Origin of the sequence: Luteolibacter sp. LG18 (assembly GCF_036322585.1) — a bacterium.
Lineage (GTDB): Bacteria > Verrucomicrobiota > Verrucomicrobiia > Verrucomicrobiales > Akkermansiaceae > Luteolibacter.
This window is the reverse complement of record NZ_AP024600.1, coordinates 2,028,958-2,046,774: the sequence shown is the minus strand read 5'-3', so window position 1 is coordinate 2,046,774 and position 17,817 is coordinate 2,028,958. Positions and strand designations below refer to the sequence as shown.

19 protein-coding genes are annotated in these 17,817 nt (G+C 64.2%); 9 read left to right on the top strand and 10 right to left on the bottom strand.

Annotation, left to right across the window (positions count from 1 at the left end):
* The first annotated feature begins 18 nt into the window (after positions 1 to 18).
* The 3 genes from llg_RS08560 to llg_RS08550 all read left to right on the top strand — a co-directional run bounded on the left by llg_RS08560 (position 19) and on the right by llg_RS08550 (position 3,108).
* On the top strand, positions 19 to 1,074 hold the full coding sequence (locus llg_RS08560; RefSeq protein WP_338289344.1) for a ferritin-like protein: 1,056 nt from the start codon (positions 19 to 21) through the stop codon (positions 1,072 to 1,074).
* A gap of 89 nt (positions 1,075 to 1,163) precedes the next feature.
* Positions 1,164 to 1,664, top strand: a complete 501-nt coding sequence (locus llg_RS08555) for a metal-dependent hydrolase (protein ID WP_338289342.1) — start codon at positions 1,164 to 1,166, stop codon at positions 1,662 to 1,664.
* Between the two features lie 55 nt (positions 1,665 to 1,719).
* Complete coding sequence (locus tag llg_RS08550) at positions 1,720 to 3,108, top strand: NTF2 fold immunity protein (RefSeq protein WP_338289340.1); 1,389 nt, start codon at positions 1,720 to 1,722, stop codon at positions 3,106 to 3,108.
* Positions 3,109 to 3,603: 495 nt separating this feature from the next.
* On the opposite strand, the gene llg_RS08545 is transcribed toward llg_RS08550, so the two are convergent.
* The 4 genes from llg_RS08545 to llg_RS08530 all read right to left on the bottom strand — a co-directional run bounded on the left by llg_RS08545 (position 3,604) and on the right by llg_RS08530 (position 8,167).
* On the bottom strand, positions 3,604 to 3,969 hold the full coding sequence (locus llg_RS08545; RefSeq protein ID WP_338289339.1) for a VOC family protein: 366 nt from the start codon (positions 3,967 to 3,969) through the stop codon (positions 3,604 to 3,606).
* 327 nt (positions 3,970 to 4,296) lie between these two features.
* The gene (gene trxA, locus llg_RS08540; RefSeq protein ID WP_211630230.1) at positions 4,297 to 4,617 is read right to left on the bottom strand and encodes a thioredoxin; all 321 of its coding nucleotides are present in this window, start codon (positions 4,615 to 4,617) and stop codon (positions 4,297 to 4,299) included.
* 197 nt (positions 4,618 to 4,814) lie between these two features.
* On the bottom strand, positions 4,815 to 5,489 hold the full coding sequence (locus llg_RS08535; protein WP_338289336.1) for a hypothetical protein: 675 nt from the start codon (positions 5,487 to 5,489) through the stop codon (positions 4,815 to 4,817).
* A gap of 104 nt (positions 5,490 to 5,593) precedes the next feature.
* A complete protein-coding gene (locus llg_RS08530; protein WP_338289335.1) occupies positions 5,594 to 8,167 on the bottom strand; it encodes a S8 family serine peptidase in 2,574 nt (857 codons plus the stop codon).
* A 66-nt stretch (positions 8,168 to 8,233) separates the two neighbouring features.
* Between llg_RS08530 and llg_RS08525 the strand changes: the two genes are divergently transcribed.
* The 4 genes from llg_RS08525 to llg_RS08510 all read left to right on the top strand — a co-directional run bounded on the left by llg_RS08525 (position 8,234) and on the right by llg_RS08510 (position 12,171).
* Entirely contained in the window at positions 8,234 to 8,719 is a 486-nt protein-coding gene (locus tag llg_RS08525; RefSeq protein WP_338289334.1) for a DUF3592 domain-containing protein, read from the top strand.
* Positions 8,720 to 8,840: 121 nt separating this feature from the next.
* Entirely contained in the window at positions 8,841 to 10,358 is a 1,518-nt protein-coding gene (gene proS / locus llg_RS08520) for a proline--tRNA ligase (RefSeq protein WP_338289333.1), read from the top strand.
* Between the two features lie 26 nt (positions 10,359 to 10,384).
* Positions 10,385 to 10,714 carry a hypothetical protein gene (locus llg_RS08515; RefSeq protein WP_338289332.1) on the top strand — a complete coding sequence of 110 codons (330 nt, stop codon included), beginning with the start codon at positions 10,385 to 10,387 and terminating at the stop codon, positions 10,712 to 10,714.
* Positions 10,715 to 11,487: 773 nt separating this feature from the next.
* Positions 11,488 to 12,171, top strand: a complete 684-nt coding sequence (locus llg_RS08510; RefSeq protein WP_338289331.1) for a hypothetical protein — start codon at positions 11,488 to 11,490, stop codon at positions 12,169 to 12,171.
* Between the two features lie 131 nt (positions 12,172 to 12,302).
* Here llg_RS08510 and hemB read toward each other — a convergent pair whose 3' ends face one another.
* The 5 genes from hemB to llg_RS08485 form a co-directional block, all read right to left on the bottom strand.
* Positions 12,303 to 13,292, bottom strand: a complete 990-nt coding sequence (gene hemB / locus llg_RS08505; RefSeq protein ID WP_338289330.1) for a porphobilinogen synthase — start codon at positions 13,290 to 13,292, stop codon at positions 12,303 to 12,305.
* Between the two features lie 50 nt (positions 13,293 to 13,342).
* Positions 13,343 to 13,783 (bottom strand): hypothetical protein, encoded by a 441-nt coding sequence (locus llg_RS08500; RefSeq protein WP_338289329.1) that lies wholly within the window; start codon positions 13,781 to 13,783, stop codon positions 13,343 to 13,345.
* Positions 13,784 to 13,807: 24 nt separating this feature from the next.
* Complete coding sequence (locus llg_RS08495) at positions 13,808 to 13,993, bottom strand: hypothetical protein (RefSeq protein WP_338289328.1); 186 nt, start codon at positions 13,991 to 13,993, stop codon at positions 13,808 to 13,810.
* A 93-nt stretch (positions 13,994 to 14,086) separates the two neighbouring features.
* Positions 14,087 to 15,475 (bottom strand): cysteine--tRNA ligase, encoded by a 1,389-nt coding sequence (cysS, locus tag llg_RS08490; protein ID WP_338289327.1) that lies wholly within the window; start codon positions 15,473 to 15,475, stop codon positions 14,087 to 14,089.
* Between the two features lie 37 nt (positions 15,476 to 15,512).
* The gene (locus llg_RS08485; RefSeq protein WP_338289326.1) at positions 15,513 to 15,818 is read right to left on the bottom strand and encodes a hypothetical protein; all 306 of its coding nucleotides are present in this window, start codon (positions 15,816 to 15,818) and stop codon (positions 15,513 to 15,515) included.
* A 112-nt stretch (positions 15,819 to 15,930) separates the two neighbouring features.
* On the opposite strand from llg_RS08485, the gene llg_RS08480 reads away from it, so the two are divergent.
* Positions 15,931 to 16,452 (top strand): hypothetical protein, encoded by a 522-nt coding sequence (locus llg_RS08480; protein ID WP_338289325.1) that lies wholly within the window; start codon positions 15,931 to 15,933, stop codon positions 16,450 to 16,452.
* 50 nt (positions 16,453 to 16,502) lie between these two features.
* Positions 16,503 to 17,213: a hypothetical protein gene (locus tag llg_RS08475; protein WP_338289324.1), complete on the top strand. Its 711-nt coding sequence runs from the start codon at positions 16,503 to 16,505 to the stop codon at positions 17,211 to 17,213.
* Here llg_RS08475 and llg_RS08470 read toward each other — a convergent pair.
* Positions 17,173 to 17,775, bottom strand: coding sequence for a hypothetical protein (locus tag llg_RS08470; RefSeq protein WP_338289323.1), 603 nt, complete (start codon positions 17,773 to 17,775; stop codon positions 17,173 to 17,175). The two genes, llg_RS08475 and llg_RS08470, sit on opposite strands and share 41 nt — an antisense overlap.
* Positions 17,776 to 17,817 lie beyond the last annotated feature (42 nt).

The following is a 17,817-nucleotide window of genomic DNA, read 5'->3' as shown; positions in this document are numbered from 1 at the left end:
CCTCTCATTTCACACCTTATGATCCTTCTCAAAGCCAACCTGGTCCGGAACCTCGCGACCGGCAGCAAGCAAGCCGTCCAGACCGCGCTCCAACAGGCCGTCCAGCTCGAGCACGCCACCATCCCGCCGTATCTCTACACCATGTACTCGCTCGGCCAGAGCGAGGAGAACGCCGTGGTGGCGGACATCATCGGCAGCATCGTGGCGGAGGAAATGCTGCACATGACGCTGGCGTGCAACGTCCTCAACGCCATCGGCGGCCACCCGGTGATCGACACCCCGGTGTTCACCCCGGACTACCCGGGCCCGCTGCCCGGCGGCGTGGAAAGCGGCCTGATCGTGAACCTCTCCCCGTTCACGCTGGACGTGGTGAAGAACGTCTTCATGGAAATCGAGGAGCCGCAGCACCCGAACGATTATCCGGAAACCGCAACGCTCTTCGCCGCGAACGGCGAGCAGGGCGTCACCATCGGCCAGTTCTACGATGAGATCAAAAAGCAGCTCATCGCCCTCGGCGAGGGCGCCTTCACCGGCGATCCCGCGCTCCAGGTGCAGCCGCCGTTTCCGGAAGGCAGCATCGTGACCGACCTCACCAGTGCGCTGGAAGCGATCGACATCATCATCGACCAGGGCGAAGGCACCGGCACCACCCCGCTGGCGGGCGAGGACGGCGAGCTGGCCCACTACTACAAGTTCGCCGAGATCTACTACGGCCACGCGCTGATCCCGAATCCGAACGCGAAGCCCACCGATCCGCCGGACCAGCAGTACTACTACGGCGGTGCCCCGATCACCTACAACGCCTCCGCGGTCGCCCAGATCCCGACCAACCCGAAGGCCGCGGACTATCCGAGCGGCTCGGCCCAGCGCCACGCGATGGACAACTTCAACTACACCTACACCAGTCTGCTGAAGGGCCTCCACGACCTCTTCAACGGCCAGCCGGAAACCTTCCGCCGCACGCTCGGCGCGATGATGTCACTGCGCCAGCAGGCGCTCGACATGATGGCTGGCACCAACCTGCCCGGCCCGATCGGACCGAGCTTCGAATACCAGCCGGTCAACCCGGGCTGATGCCGGTCCGCCACCCCGCCCATGCATGGTGGCGGGGTGGCGGCGGATCTTCTTTCCTCCTGCGGCAGGCGCGGTCTAATGGCCGCGTCATGATGGCAGGCTTCCATTCGATGATGCCGGTCACCGGCTGTCTCACCGCGGAGGTAATTTCGCTGCGGTTCCGGCACCAGCGGGTGTTTCCGGACTGGACGCTGCCGCTGGTGGCCCTGTTCGGCGTGCTGCCGGACATCTGCTCGCCGCACATCTCGCTGGAAGACCGCCACGGCAGCTTCTCCCACACGCTGCTGTTCCTCGCCGTGCTGGTGCCCGTGTGCGGGATGATCGTCCTCTGGTTCGAGAAGGGCATGCGCCTGCGTGTGGCGGTGGTGATGTGGCTCGCGGCGATGCTTCACCTCGCCGCGGACGCCGTGTCCGGCGGTATCGCCTGGCTGGCCCCGTGGAACGAGGAGCCGATCGGCGAATACTACCTCGAACCCTTCACCTGGCCGATCTACGACGCCGTCTTCATCCTCGCCGCCTGGCTGCTGTGGCGCTGGCGGCAACGGCTGGAATTACGGGCGTATGAGCGGGAGTTGAGAGGGGTGGAGTAATCCTCGCAGCGCATTTTCGCGCGACTTCCCAACCTTGCGTAGCTACCGATGTGGCATGATCGGTCGCCTTCTGGCTCTCATGGGTGTTTTACCGCTGGTGTCACTCGCGGCGAAGGATTTGAGCGCGTTGGTACCGGAGAAGCTAGCCATCCACAATGACGCTTGGATCACTGGTATCGCCCCCTATCGGAATGGAGTGATCTTTTGGGCAAGTGACGAAACAAAAGACGGGGTGACTACTTCCACAGGGGAAACCGTGAAGAACGAACTGTTGTTCACACATTTCGATTCCAACGCCCCGGTGCCACTCAGAGTCGAAGGTATCGACCACATTTGGTCTTATGAACGAATCAAGGATGGCCTGCTATTTTTCGGCATGCGGGCCAGCCATGTCGTGCTGCTCGTCGAGTCTCGCGATGGCACCCGGAAGTCGATACCGGTGCCAAAAGAGTGGCTGCCCGATCTGAGCAGCTGTTCGCTGGTCAGATCCGATCTCCCGGCGATGCGGATCGGGGACACGTTCTGGTGGTTCGAAAGGGAATGGCATCACTTCAAGTTTGAAGCGCCGATGCCTCCCGATATCCAGGATCGCCTTCGCCCATCCTGGATCATCTTCACCCATCTCTGCTTTCAGAGGCCCCTCCTCCACGCCTCGTGGTCGCTTGATGAAGGAGATTGCCAACTAGCCGCCATGGATCTCTCCGCCCGCAAGCCAGCTTGGAAGATGGTCACCGGGAGAGAGCCCGGTGATGATACCGGGATCGAGGACTCCGGTGGCGTTGCCATCCTGCTTCCCTTGGGGAAGGAGCTGTGGACAGCCAGCGGGACGGATCACATGGGCATGAATACGCGCGAGCTCTATCGGCGCGATGCCTCGGGCAAATGGCACACCGTGATTCGCGGGTTCGGAGACAGGAACGAGGGACCGGTATCGCTGCCGATCGCGAATACCCTCGAGAGCATCAACGCGGGCAGCGACCAACGCCTGCTGCTCATCACCAAGAGCGAGGTCTACCGATGGAACGATGGGAGGTTCGAGACCTTGCTATCGCTCCCGCAACGACCGGAGCCACATCCGTCCCTCCAGTTTCTCAAGACCGCAACCGTCAGCCAGCAGGGGGACTTGTTCGTCATGACACGGAGCTTCGGGATGCTCGCCTTCGGGGAGAGGGACAGCGAATGGCAGTTCAAACAGTTCCTGCCTCGGCCGTCATCCATTCCACGGCGGGTGACGAGCGAAATGGAAGCAATCGCCATCGCCCAAGAAGCTTGGAAGGCAGCTTACGGAGAAAAGACCATTGCCCACGAAAAGCCTTACAAGGCGGTACACGACGAAGGGGTTTGGCTGGTCACCAGCACTCCGCCCTCCGACGGCAGGCCCTCGGCCAAAGCCATCATCGGCGAATCGGATGGCCGGGTGTGGAGCTTGTCACACAGGAAGTAAGCCGACAGGGCACCGTGGCGATGTGGCGGGGGCAACGTCCCGGAGCAAGTATTCAGCTAGGCCCATCCACCGGTCCATCCGGAGGCCCAAAAGCCATCTCAGGTCGATCGAAGTCGAATGGATAGGGCGGCTCGATCTCCATAGGAATGGAAGCCTTTCTCAGGCTCCCGCTTTCGTTCCAGATCTCAAGCGCCGACCCTTCGACCACCCGAAGGCCGGCCTCGGCGACAAGGCGGCGCAATTCCACGATGCTGCCTGTGAACTTGCGGTTGAGAACGATCCATTGGGAGGGAGAAAGGTCACAGGTCGCTGGCACGCGGAGGATGTATCGGCCACCATCCCGTAGAATCGGCGGGAGATACGAGGTGACGGCCCCCCAGCCACAGGAGGCTGAATGGCAACGATGGACCAGCGACCCACCTTGGCGAATGCACTCAAGGGTGGAGCCGCATTCCGGGCATCCTTTGTTCTCCAGGTTCTGGTCCCGGGAGAAGCTCATCCCACGTACTGGGTGAGCATGATGATGTTGCCCTCGGGATCCACCACAGTGGCGAGGATGATCGGTTCACCCCCGCGTTGCTCCGGTGCCTGGATGGCCGTGGCTCCCGCGGCGAGCGCGTCCGCGTAGGCCTGGGCCACGTCCGCGTATTGGATCGAGAGCCCGGTCGGAACGCGCGAGCCATCGCCGCCGCCATGGAGTCCGAGAACCGCGTCCCCGAAACGAAGCTCCGACCAGTGCGGAGTGATGAAGCTCTCCTCGAAACCCATCACATCGCGGTAGAACGCGACCGCCCGCTCCATGTCGGCGGCCATGAGCACCATCTTGACCGCCTGGGGTTTCACCGTGGATGGGCTGTTCATGGTGGTTCCTAACTAACAGATCCGCGGGCACCCTCAAAGCTCCGTTGCGGAAGGAGTTGAGGCTTTAGCCGAGAAAGGTCTTCCGGGGGGCGGAGGCCTGAAGAGTTTGCTGGTTTGCAGTGTTCAGTTTTCAGGAAGAGGAAGAGATCGTTTCAGCGACAAGGAGCTCTTCCTTTTGCGATTTTTGCGCCTCTTTGCGGCTAAAATCTCTGGAGACTCCGCCCCCCCGGAAGACCTTCCTCGGCTAAAGCCTCAACTCCTCCAAAAACAAAACCGGCCTTCCCGTGAAGGAAGGCCGGTTTGGGAAAATCGGATCTGGCAGGCGGATCAGGCAAGCGCGAGCAGCTTCGACTTGAGCTGGTCCTTGGTGACGTTGGCGCCGACGATCTGGTCCTTCACCTCGCCGTTCTTGAAGAACAGGAGCAGCGGGATGGAGCGGACGCCGTACTTCACAGCGAGCTCGCGGGCGTCGTCGACGTTGACCTTGGCGACCTTGGCCTGGCCTTCCAGTTCAGCCGAGACCTGATCGATCACCGGACCGATCATTTTGCACGGGCCGCACCATTCGGCCCAGAAATCGACGAGCACGGGCTGGTCGGAATCGATGACTTCGGATTGGAAATTGGCTTCGGTAAGTTGGAGTGCCATGCGCGGAACTTGGATGCAGGGGGCCGAAACGTCAAGGGCCGCCCTGCGGATGGCAGGACAGCCCTTGGAAAACAAACGGCGGGAGATCCGGAGATCAGCCCAGCGGGAGAGCCCCGGCGGAGTAGGCGAGGAACGCGACGACGCCGGCGAGGATCAGGTTGAGAATGGGAAGGAACATGGTTTTTGGAAACTAGAGGTTACTCGGCGGCAGCGGAGGACGAGAAGAGCTGGCCCCACGAGCCGGCTTCCGGATTGTCTTCGGCGCTGATCCAGGTGTTGGCGATCATCAGTTGGAACGCGAGCACGGCGAGGGCGGCGATGAAGCCGACCACGGAGAGCGCGTTGGCGATGCCTTCGCCACCGGCGGAATCCTCTTCGTCATCGGCCTGCAGCGTGGCGGCCTGGCTGAAGGACGGGCGGGCGGCGGTGCCGAGCGGCTGGGTCGGAGCCTGGAGCTGCACGGTGGCCTTCGGCAGGGCGACGGTCGGTCCCGGAGCGGGAGCGGCGGAAGCACCACCGGCGGCGGGCGGCAGGGTCGGCGCGCCAGCAGGACGGAGAGGGATGGTCGGAGCCGGGCCCGGCGGGCGCGGGGCACCGCCCGGGGCGGTCGGGGCACCCGGCACGGTGGGAGCACCGGCGGGGCGGAGCGGAATGGTCGGGGCCGGAGCCGGCGGACGCGGGCCGCCACCGAGGCCACTGGGCACCGGCGGAGCGGTCGGCGAGGGCGGACGGACCACCGGAGCGCCGCCCGGAAGGGTGGCGGCAGGAGGAGCATCGGCCGCCTTGAGGGTCACGCGGACGGTTTCCTTCTTCAGAGGAACGCTCGACGTCTGCTTCGACGGAGCCGGCGGTTGGTTTTCATTCTCGCTCATTCAGACGCGGGTTTTGGGATTTGAGAAAGCTACTAAGACGAACCAGCGCGGAGCTGTCAAACCCCCATCACCGGGTTTTTCACCGGAAACGGACCACTGCCGGGTCACCAGCGCTCCTGGATCCAGTCCGCCGGGTAGGAGGAGCCGTCGGAAAGCACCTGTTCGCCCAGTTTCGCGCCCTTCGACATGATCACCAGCGAGCGCCCCGGCCCACCGGCGATCGAGGTCACGCGGTAGCCCTCCCGCAGTTTCCCGGCGATCCACAGGCCCGGCCACGGTCCCGGGCCCTCCATCACCTGATCGGTGTAGCCGGAATTCGCGGTGGCCACGAACAACCAGCCATCCTCGGCGTCCTCCGGGGTATCGTCCCCCGCCACGGCGGTGATCATCATGCCCTCCGCCCGGCGTTTCTGGATCCAATCGCGACGGCTGTCATTGAGGGGCGTGGGCAGGGTGTAGCGCTGGGGGCCGTAACCGGTCTGGTCGCCGAGGGCGAAAACCCACTGGTTTTTCCAGCCGCCGAAGGTGGTGATGCGCCAACCTTCGGTGAAGAGCTTCGCGAGCTGCTCCTGATCGAAGTCCATGCCCAGCACGCGCTGACCACCGGGCACGCCCTTGCTCATGACCACGTTCCAGCCATCCCCATCCCCGGCGATGGAGGTGACGCGGTAGCCCTGTTTCCAATAGGACTCGATCTGATCGGCCGGCCACTCGCCGGTGCCGAGGTGGCACTGTTCGGTGTAGGGCGCGCCCTTCGACATCACGACCCGCCAGGAATCGGCGAAACCGCCGGTGGTGGTGATGCGCCAGCCTTTTCCAATGGAAGGTTTCGGCACCGCGGGCGCGGGTGCCGGAGTGGGAGCCGGGTTCGGCGCGGCGGGTTTGGGCAAGGGATTGAGCTTCAGCGAGGCGAGCTTCGGTGCAGCGGCAGGCGGCGCGGTGATTTTCGGCCCGTCCTGGCCGGGGCGGCGATCGCGGGCGACCTCGGCGAGCAGCATCGCGCCGGTGGCACCAGCCCAGGTGGAGGCCATCCGCCGGGCGGCATCGGCATCCACCCAGCCGGAGGTGGCCACCTTGTCCGCCAGCCGCGGGTCCTTCCGCGCCGAGTATTCCAGGATCCGGCGCAGGTCCGCGGCGGCGAGTTTCGGGAAATCAGCACGAATGCCGGCGGCCACGCCCGCGACGACCGGAGCGGCCATCGAGGTGCCGCTCATCGGTGCCTCCAGCCCGCCGAGGATGGTCGAGCGGATCTGCTCGCCGGGTGCGGCGATCTGGACCGAGCGCACGCCGTAGTTGGTGAAGGACGAGGGTTTCCCCTGGTCATCGGTGGAGGCGACGGTGAGGACGTTCGGGAAGAAGCGGGAGAGATATTGCGGCGAGGGCAGGCCGGTGTCGTTGTCGAGGTGATCATTGCCCGCGGACACCACCACGAGCACGTCCGGGTTCTCGTAGAACGCGAGCGCGAAGGCGGCGGCGTCCGCGATGCTGAGCTCGAGCGGCAGTTCGGCGATGCGCTCGGCCACCTGGCCGGTGTAGGCGCGGTCAACGCTGGCCGGATCGGCCCCGTGGTCCTTGTAGATCTTCTTCAAGCGGGCGGCGGAACCGGCGAAAAACGACTTCGGGCGACACCAGCTCATGTTCGCGATGCCCGCGCCGCTGGCCCGGAGATAGTCCGAGGCGCGACGGCCCTTCGCGATCGCCTCGCCGCGGTAACGATCGAGCACGGCCAGGACAAAAGCCCCGTAGTCCGCGGATTCCTCCGCGAGGCCGGAGAGTGTGTCCTCATCGAACACCACCGAGACCTTCGGCGAAACCACCGCCCCGATGGTGGCGCAGGTGAGCTTCGCCTTGTCGCCGCTGTAGCGCTTGATGATGCCCGCCACGTGGGTGCCGTGGGAGGCGGCCATGAACATCTCGGCGTAGACGTGGTCGTTGAGCGCGATGTTCTGGCCGAGCAGGTTCTGGAGGCCGATCTGTTGGACCAGGGGGTTGTTGAAGCGGGTCCGGAGCTTCGTCTCCATCACCTTGTCGCCGCCTTGGGCCTTCAGGTAGTCGTTCAGCATCCCGATGAGGAAGCTCCGGTTCTCCGCGGAGTCGTCGAGCGAGAGCATCGGCGCGCGGACGGGCTGGTCGTTGTTGAGGTTCCAGCCGTAGACGTCGTCGACGAAGCCATTGCGGTCGTCGTCCACGCCGCGGCGGCCCTTCGACTCGGCGGAGTTCACCTGATAGGCCGCGGCGAGCGCCGGATGGGTGTAGTCGACGAAAGTGTCATTGACCAAGGCGAGGTGGGGAATCCGGGCCTTGCCGCCGGGACGGCCGTTCTGGCGGCAGAAGGCGTGGCAGCGCAGCAACAGGCTGAGAGGGCCGTAGGCGGGTGAAGAGGTATCGAGCCAATCGAACGCGGTTTTCCCGGCGGAATCGGTGAGCCGGGGATCGGCTCCGGCCCAGATCAGACGCTTCGCGCACTCGAAGGACCCGGCCTGCGCGGCCAGCATCAGGGGTGTGCGGCCCTGGGTATCGCGGACATCGGGCTTCGCCTCGGCGAGGGCGAGCACCAGCCGGGAGGCGTCCGATGCGCGGGCGGCCCCGAGCAGGGCATCGGAGGCCGGATCACCCTGGGCCAGGGAGGAAACGGCGAGCAGGAGCGTGGCGGCGAGCGAGGGGGATCTCGGAATCACCCGTGAAACCTAACGGGCCGCGCTCACGGCGGGCAATCCCATGTTTCGCGCGGGATATCATCCCGGATGAGTGACAGATTGCACGATCTCCGGCAGGATGAGGGCATGACCACGGCCACCCGCGCGCGGATTTTCAGTTGGCTCTGCTTCACCCTCGGCGGGGCCGCGCTGGTGGTCGGTGCCGGGTGGGGCAGCTCGAGCGCGCGGCTGGTCGCGGGAGCGACGACGGTGGACGGCCGGATCACCGGCTACCGGGAGATCGTGCAGGACCGCCGGAACCACACGGTGAAGCACCCGCTGGCGGAGTATGAGGTCGGCGGGAAGATCTATCAGGCGGAATCCCCGGCCCACACCGAGCCGCCGCGCTTCAAGACCGGCGACGCGGTGAAGATCCTGGTGCCGCCTGGCGATCCGGCGGGCGGGAAATTCGGCGGCTTCGTGGACCTGTGGCTGGGGCCGCTGGTGCTGGCGGTGCTGGGGACGATCCTGTGTGGAGTGGGCTGGTGGGGCCGGAGCCGCCGGATCGGCGGGGCCAGCCGGTCGGTTTTCTAGAAACCGGCGATCCAAGGACTCCGCCTCCCGGGAAGACCCTCCTCGGCTAAATGCCTCAACTCCTTCACCACGCAAATTTCGCGTGCATCCCCGGGGCGAACCGGCGAAAACCCCGTCGCCCATGTCCAACGACAAGACCGCCATCACCCCGACCCGTGCCCAGGACTTCCCCGAGTGGTACCAGCAGGTCGTCCGTGCCGCCGACCTGGCGGAAAATTCGGAAACCCGCGGCTGCATGGTGATCAAGCCGTGGGGCTACGGCATCTGGGAACTCATCCAGCAGCAGCTCGACCGCCGCTTCAAGGCCACCGGCCACCAGAACGCCTATTTCCCGCTGCTGATCCCGCTTTCCTACCTGGAAAAGGAAGCCGAGCACGCCGAGGGCTTCGCCACCGAGTGCGCCGTGGTCACGCACCACCGCCTGGAAGCGCAGAAGGACGAGGTGACCGGCAAGACCAAGATGATCCCGACCGGCGAGCTCGCCGAGCCGTACGTCATCCGCCCGACTTCCGAGACGATCATCGGCGCGGCCTTCGCCCGCTGGGTGCAGTCCTACCGCGACCTGCCGCTGCTCATCAACCAGTGGGCGAATGTGATGCGCTGGGAAATGCGTCCGCGCCTGTTCCTCCGCACCGCCGAGTTCCTCTGGCAGGAAGGCCACACCGCACACGAGACGCAGGAAGAAGCCATCGTCGAGACGCGGATGATCCACGGTCTCTACGAGGAATTCCTCCGCGACCACCTCGCGATCCCGGTGATCCCGGGCGAGAAGACCGAAAACGAGCGTTTCCCGGGTGCCGACATGACCCTCACCGTCGAGGCGATGGTGCAGGACCGCAAGGCGATCCAAGCCGGCACCTCGCACTACCTCGGCCAGAATTTCTCGAAGGCGCAGGACATTTCCTTCACCGGCCGCGATGGCGCGATCCAGCACGCCCACACCACCTCGTGGGGCGTGTCCACCCGCATGATCGGCACGCTGATCATGGCCCACGCGGACGACGACGGCCTGGTGCTGCCGCCGCGCGTGGCCACCCAGCAGATCGTGATCACGCCGGTGACGCCGAAGGAAGACACGCGCGAGGCGGTGCTCGCCTCCTGCCAGGCGCTGGCCAGCACGCTGCGGAACCAGACCTTCCACGGCGAGCCGCTGCGCGTCCACGTCGACACCCGCGACCTCAACGGCGGCGTGAAGAAGTGGGAGTGGATCAAGAAGGGCGTGCCGATCCGCATCGAGATCGGACCGCGCGACATCGAGACCCGCAAGGTCTGCCTCCAGCGCCGCGACCAGGCCGTGTCCGCGAAGGAATTCGCCGACAAGGAGGACTTCATCCAACGCGCCGCGGACATCCTGCAGGAGATCCACGACTCGTTGCTGGCGAAGGCCACCGCCTTCCGCGACGAGAACATCACCCCCTGCGATTCCATCGACACCTTCCACGCCCACTGGAGCCAGGAAAACCCGGGCTGGCTGATCACTCCCTGGGCCGCCTCGCCGGAGCAGGAAGACGAGCTTTCCGGCAAGCACAAGATCTCGATCCGCTGCCTGCCGCTCGACAAGCAGAACGAACCGGAAGCGCCCTGCGTGCTCACCGGCGTCCCGACCCGCGCCCGCGCGATCTGGGGCCGGAGCTATTGATGAGCCCACTCGAACGTTTCCGCGCCATGCTTCCCTCGCTCTTCGCGGGGGAAAGCATGGAGCCATACGCGGAGGATCTCGGTTTCATTTTCGAGTTCATCGCCCTGCGGCTGATGGACGCGCCTTCGCCGGATTCTTTCTTCGATGGAGCCGCGGAATTCCGTTGCAAGATTCGCAATCCCCGGAAGATCGAATTCACCGGCATCATGCATGTCACCAGCACGAAGACGTGCGATAGACCACCCTTGTTGGCGGTGGTCACGGACATGCACGCGAACGGCCGGGATTTCCGGCTGGATCTACAGATCGGAGAAAACCGGGCGCAAGTGGATCTCGACGACGCCCGGTTGGCGTAGCCCAGGGAGCAAGGACATTCCTGTCCTTGTGGGAATGCATACTTTCCGTTCGCCATGCGCTCTCACTTGAGCGGGCACATCCCTTCTACGGATCGGACCTTTTGTTCCCGGGGTCGAACTGGTAGGATCGTCACCCATGGCGGCGCTTCCAGACGATTGGATGAAGGCATGGCATTCCCCTCTCGGACGGGCCTTGCTGGCTGCCAGGGTCCTGGCATTCGTATGCGGACTGGTGGTTTTGCTCTGGTGGTGGCCTTGGCTGATGGCCACTCCGATCAGCGGAATCAAATCTTATGGTTCGCCAAGTCCTCCTCCGCCCCCGTGGGCTCTTTCGTTCGCCGTTTCCCACGGGCAGTTCCGCTATTTCCCGGACAGTATCCAAGACAGTCCCTGGAAGGCGGGAGCCGTGGGTGCCGTGCTGGTGGCGTTATGGTTCGTCGAGAGAAGACTGGTCTTCCACATCCGAAAGCTGCCTGATCCCGAAGCATGAAACCCACTCCGCGAATCATCGCACGGCTTGAGATGACGGCCGAGGGGAAAAGGCGGTCGGCACACTTACTCGAATTGACCAAACGTGGGCACCTTCCGAAAGGAGCGGAAGACCGGCAAGGCGTGGTTAGGACCAAGATTCGCCCTCTCGGGATCGCCCTCGACCAAACATCCCGGAGCATCTGGGCAGCTCTTCCCCGCCCACGCTCTCACGAGCGCGGCTACGACAGATGAGAGCCGCTTTGGGCTGACAGGCTCGCCGGGAGATGTTAGACCGCGCCGTCATGTCCACTCTCGACCCTTACGCCACCCCGCCCTCCCAGATCGCCACGCCGCCACCGCTCTCCAATGACCAGGTGACGAAGGCGCTCACGGGACTCCAATACCCGCTCCAGCTTTCCTTCAAGGTGCTCGCCCTGGCCAGCCAGGCGACCGTGACCGATGCCTCCGGCCGCACCGTGCTCTACACCAAGCAGAAGCTCTTCAAGTTCCGCGAGCACGTGGAGATCTTCACCGACAACACCCGCTCCACCCTGCTGGCCGAGATCAAGACCCGCAAGGTGATCGACTGGTCGGCCCGCTACATGTTCACCGATGCCGGAGGCGGCGAGATCGGCAGCGTCGGCCGCCGCGGCTGGCGCTCGATCTGGCGCGCGCACTACGAGAGCTTCAACCCCGGCGACGAGGTGCCGGATTTCTCGATCCGGGAGGAAAACCCCGGCGCGAAGGTGATGGACGCCCTGCTCGGCGAGATCCCGCTGCTGGGCCTGCTCACCGGCTACTTCTTCCACCCGAAGTACCTTTCGACCCGCAGCAACGGCCAGCCCGCGATGCGCCTGACCAAACAGCCCGCGTTCTTCGAAGGCCGCTTCCAGATCGAGAAGCTCGGCGATCTTTCCCCGCGCGAGGAGATGAACCAGATCCTCTCGTTCATGATGCTGGTGCTACTCGAACGCCGGAGGGGCTAAGTAGCACAAGCATTCCTGCTTGTGAGCGTGCGCGGCTCGTTGCCGGATGGATTCACATTCCACCGGAATGATCCGATTGATGCTTTTGCCTGATAGCGGAGCGTTCCCACTCGCAAGCAGGAATGCTTACGCTACTCCTTCAGCCACGCCGCGGCCTGCTTCGCGAAGTAGGTCAGGATCATGTCCGCGCCGGCGCGCTTGATGCCGGTGAGGGACTCCAGGACCACCGCCTTTTCATCGAGCCAGCCGGCGGCGCAGGCGCTCTTGATCATGAGATACTCGCCGCTGACCTGATAGGCGGCCACGGGCAGCGTGGTGCTGCCGCGCAGCGTGGAGATGATGTCGAGGTAGGGACCGGCGGGTTTCACCATCACCATGTCCGCGCCTTCGGCCTCGTCGAGCTGGAGCTCGCGGATCGCCTCGCGGGCGTTGGCCGGGTCCATCTGGTAGGTCTTCTTGTCGCCATCCTTCGGCGCGGAATCGAGCGCGCCGCGGAACGGGCCGTAGTAGGCCGAGGCATACTTGGCGGTGTAGCTGAGGATCGAGACGTGCTCGAAGCCGGAGTCATCGAGCGCGGCGCGGATCGCGGCGACGCGGCCATCCATCATGTCGGACGGCGAAACGATGTCCGCCCCGGCGCGGGCGTGGCAGATCGCCTGGGCGACGAGGATTTCGACGGTCTCGTCATTGAGAATGTGGATCTCGCCGAGGCCGTCGCGCGCGACCACGCCATCGTGGCCGTCGGAGTTGTAGGGATCGAGGGCGACGTCGGTGATGACGCAGAGCGACGGGTAGGCCTCCTTCAGCGCCTCGATCGCGCGCGGCACCAGGCCGTCGTCGTTGAAGGCTTCCTCGGCGTGCGGCGTCTTGAGGGATTCTTCGATCTTCGGGAACAGCACCACGGCGTTCACACCGAGTGCCATCGCCTCGCCGACTTCCTTCACCAGCCCCGGCAGCGACCAGCGGGTGACGCCGGGCATCGAAGCGATCGGCGTGTCCTCCGCGTCCTCGTGGAGGAACACCGGCAGGATGAAATCCGAAGCGGACAGCGTGGTTTCACGGACCAGCGAACGGATCGCGGGCGTGCGGCGGTTGCGGCGGGGACGAAGCGGGAAATTCATGGGAAAGAAATGACTAATGACTAAATCCTAATGACGAATGGGAAGAAGAGCTATTTACACGATGCCTCCGCATGAGGAGAGCCGTCGATAAGCCCTGCTCGCCACAGAGCCAGAACGACATGAGCTTGGCTGTTGTGCGCTTTCTTCTTGGAAGGATCCACACGACTTCTGAGGCCTAACAGGTTCCAAAAATCGGACGCAGATAGCTCTTCCAGCGAATGGTCCTTTTGAAGCTTGGCCACAAGTTGGATTGCGTATTCCCCGTTGACGCCGATCTTAGCCTTTGGGTCTGGTTGGATCTTCTTATTCTTAAACAGCGCCTTTGCGCAAAGCCCCAGAAACGCACCTTGAGGGCAATGCTTCGTTTTAGAACTTTCGTTGGAACAGACTTCTCCAGCAGCCTCTATCCATGCAGCTCTCGGATTACGGTCTTCCCAGCAAAGCTTTGCCGCCAAAATCGCCACACGGCCGTATAGAGAGTCTGAAGCCATTTTCGTCGCCGTGGTTGCTACCAATTATTCGGAAATCCAACGCTGCAAATCCTCTCGGACTTTCTCGTGAGAAACGACACTGCCATTCCCGACCTCTTCGAGACCCTTCTCGATGGCAGCCGTAAATCGAATACGTTCCACCACCTCCTCCCATGTCGCTTGCTCGGACAGTCGACCAATCGCATCGAGAGCAGCTTCCTTCGCAGACATGATCGGATTATTCGAATTTCGAGAGTAACGAGCAAATCAGCAACCCAGACTCCGCCCCCAGGAAGACCTTCCTCGGCTAAAGCCTCAACTCCTTCAGACCGGGCTGATCTCGTAGGAGTCCTTGGCGTCCTTCACGGCCCAGCCGAGATCGGTGAGCTTGGCGCGGAGTTCGTCGGACTTTGCCCAGTCCTTGGAAAGGCGGGCCTGCCAGCGCTCCTCGGCGAGGGAGCGGATGTCTTCCGGCACTTCGGCGGCGGCTTCCTCCTCCGGAAGCGTGAGGCCGAGGGCGCGGAGCACGCGGTTGAACCCGGCGAGCGCCTTGGCGGCGGCCTCGCCTTCCAGCGCGGCGGCCTCACGGAGCCCGGTGAAGAGCCCGCCGAGCGCGCCGGGGGTATTGAGGTCGTTCGCGAGCGAATCCCACGCCGCTTGGAACGGGCCGAAATCGACGCTGTCGAAGCGGGCCTCGGCCGGAGCCTTGGCAGCGAGCGCGCGGGCTCCCTTCGCCAGCTTGGCGAGGGCCTCTTTCGCGCCGTGAAGCGAATCGAGCGTGAAGTTCAGCGGCTTCCGGTAGTGCGCGCCGATCAGCACGTAGCGCACTTCCATCGCGGTGAAGCCCTTCGCTTCGAGGTCGTCGAGGGTGTAGAGATTGCCGAGCGATTTCGACATCTTGCCACCATCCACGAGCAGGTGGGTGGTGTGGAACCAGTGCTCGGCGAAGTGGCCGCCGCAGGCGCACTGGCTCTGGGCGATCTCGTTCTCATGGTGCGGGAAGACGAGGTCCACGCCGCCGGAGTGGAGGTCGAAGGTATCACCGAGGTACTCCGCGATCATCGCCGAGCACTCAAGGTGCCAGCCGGGGCGGCCCTGGCCCCACGGGGAATCCCAGAAGTTCTCGCCGTCCTCGGGCTTGCGCGCCTTCCACAGCACGAAATCGGATAGGCTCTCCTTCTCGTATTCGTCCGAGCTGGAGCGGGAGTTCTGGGTCTTGCCGATTTCCAACTCGCGCTGGTCGAGGCGGGATAGCTTCCCGTAGGCGGGATAGGAGGCGATGTTGAAATAGACCGAGCCATCTTCGGACGCGTAGGCGTGGCCCTTGTCCACCAGCGTCTGGATCATCGCGATCTGCTGGGGCAGGTGCTCCACGGCACCGGGCTCCACGTGCGGCGGCTGGCAGGCGAGCTTTTCGCAATCGGTGTGGAACTTCTCCGTCCAGAAAGCGGTGAACTCGGTGAGCGACTTCCCCGCCTTCTGCGAATCGCGGATCGTCTTGTCATCCACGTCGGTGATGTTCCGGACGTGGAAGGTGCGGACCCCGCTGGTCTCCAGGGTGCGGCGGAACACGTCCTGCAGGACGAAGGTCCGGAAGTTCCCGATGTGCGCGGGCCCGTAGACGGTGGGGCCGCAGCAGTAGAACCGGAAGGTGGACCCGTCCAGGGGCTGGAGCTCGCGTTCGCTCCGGCTCAGGGTGTCGAAAAGCCGCATGCGCGATGCAACGGATTGGAACGCCAATGGGCAAGCCTCATCGGCGGCGACGCAAGACCAGCAACAACGAGGGCGCGAGCAACAGCAGCACGGAGGGCTCCGGCACCGCCTGAATCTCCACCAGCTTCCGCACCGGCAGCGCACCGGCATCCACCACCTCGATCGGCACCATCACCGCCCCATCCGGCCCGGGAACCGGCGCGGGCGAGCTGACCCGAATCTCCGCCACCGGCACCGTGGCGGCCGTGGATCTCGTTTCCCGGGAACGACCGAGCGCCGCGAAGGCGGGCAAGGCCACCAGCGCTCCGGCGAGAACGATCGGATGGAACGCCCGGGCAACCATGAACGGTCGCAAAATAGGAAATTTTTAAAAAATATCAATTTATTTAAAATAATTTCCCCCACTCTGGGATTGGCTGGGACGGGATCAGGACTACCGTTCCGCCGTGATCGACATGCCACGGGACGAACGGTTCAAGCAGGTGATGATAGCGGCGGGCATCCTGGCCTGCGTGCTGGTAGTCAGCCTGGCGATCCGCGCGGCCAGTTTTCTGCCCGGCCTCGCGGGTGAATTCTTCGGCATGATCACCGGTGTGCTCTCGACTCCGGTCTTCCTGGAGATCTCCTTCTTCTGCATCGGTTTCCTCATCGTGCTGGCACTCAACCACTGGCGGATGAAGAAGGAGGGCGACGAGTTCGTGTATCTCGACCAGATCCAGGAGCCGGAGGCCAAGGATCTGCCGGACCAGGCGAAGTGGGCGATCTACAAAACCGAGCCTCTTCCCGGCGAGGAACCCTCGCTGCTGGTGCAGGCGGAGGGCGCGCTGGCGATCGGTGATTTCCAGGCCGCGGCCGATGCCGTGGCCGCCATGGACGATGCCGAGCTGCATCTGCCGGAGACGAAAGCCCTGCGCATCCGCCTGGCCCGTGCCAGCGGCAAGGACGACCTGGCACGGCGACTTGAGGCCGAAGGCTGAAGCGGGATTGCATGGCGGCGGGAATCTGCCATGGAACGTCGCGAGCAATCATGGTTCCCCTGCTTTTCAGTTGCGAAAACGCCACCTGCGCCATTCCGGAAGCTTGGCGCGACCTCTTCCGTGGCAGCGAGGAGATCGTCGCCTCCACCGAAGGCTGGGAACCCGGCGCGCTGAATCTGGCGCAGGGCTTCGCGATGAAATTCCGCACGCCGCTGGTGTACGGTGACGTCACCCGGCTGCTGATCGACCTGGACGCCGCGGGCGATGCCCGGTGGAGCCGCTTTTCCAGCCAGCTCACCGACGCCCAGCACACCAAGCTGGTGGAGCGCCATGAAACGAAGCACCATGACATGCTGGTGGCGCAGATCACCGAAGCCATCCGCCGGGATCCGCAAGTCGTGCATGTGATGATCCACACCACCCCGGACGAAGACGCCGTGGTGGCCCTGGAGGCCCATGAGGACGATGCCTCCGGGACCGCCTGGGCCACGGCGTGGTCGAGCGCCATCCGGAAGGCCGATGAACCGCTGCGGGTGGAAACCCGGAGCGTGCCCGTGATGCCCGCCGGCGCCGCCTCGCTGCGCCTGTTTTTCGGCTCCGCGGCCTATGCGGCGATCGTGCTACGGGTGTCCCAATCGTTCTTCCTCGAGAACCGGCCGTGGCGCTGGGAAAAGCTCAAGAAGCACCTGATCGACACCTTGGTGGCGACGGCCCGGGAACTCACTGTTTCCCAAGAATCCCCTTCGTCTCCTGGATGTTGAGCTTCCGCTCCTCCTGCCAGTCGATCACGGACGGGGAGGCATAGACCCGGCGGCGCTCGTCGGTCTCGGCATCGGAGGGATGATCGAGGATCTTGCCGGAAGCCTCGCGGGCGTCCTTGGTGGCGAAATGGCTGCCGCCCTCACGGGCGGATTTCCCGGCATCGCGCGCGATCTTGTCAGCATCGCGCGCCGCTTTGTCACCAAAATGGGAGGCCTTCTGGAACCGGCTGCCATCGGTGTTGCCGGAGTATTCCTTGAGGGAGTATTCCTTGTTCCCCCACCAGGACTTCTTCTGATAGTCGCCGGTCTTGTACTGCTTGTTGGTGCCGGAGTACTCGCCCTTGAAATAAGGCGAGTCGCCCTTCGTTTCGAAGGAGCTGCGGCGGTTCACCAGCGGCTTCCAATTGCCCTCCGAATCCTGCGCGAAGCCGGTCTTCTCATTCATGCGCGCGGACATGGTCTTCGGCCGCGGGGTGCCGGAGGAGGAGGTTTCCTTTTTGTCGGCACAGGAAACCACCAGCACGGCGAGGACCGGGAGCACGAGGAGCGGGATCGCTTTCACAGTGCGGCACGTTGCGCCGCCGCCCCCGGCAGCGCAATCGAA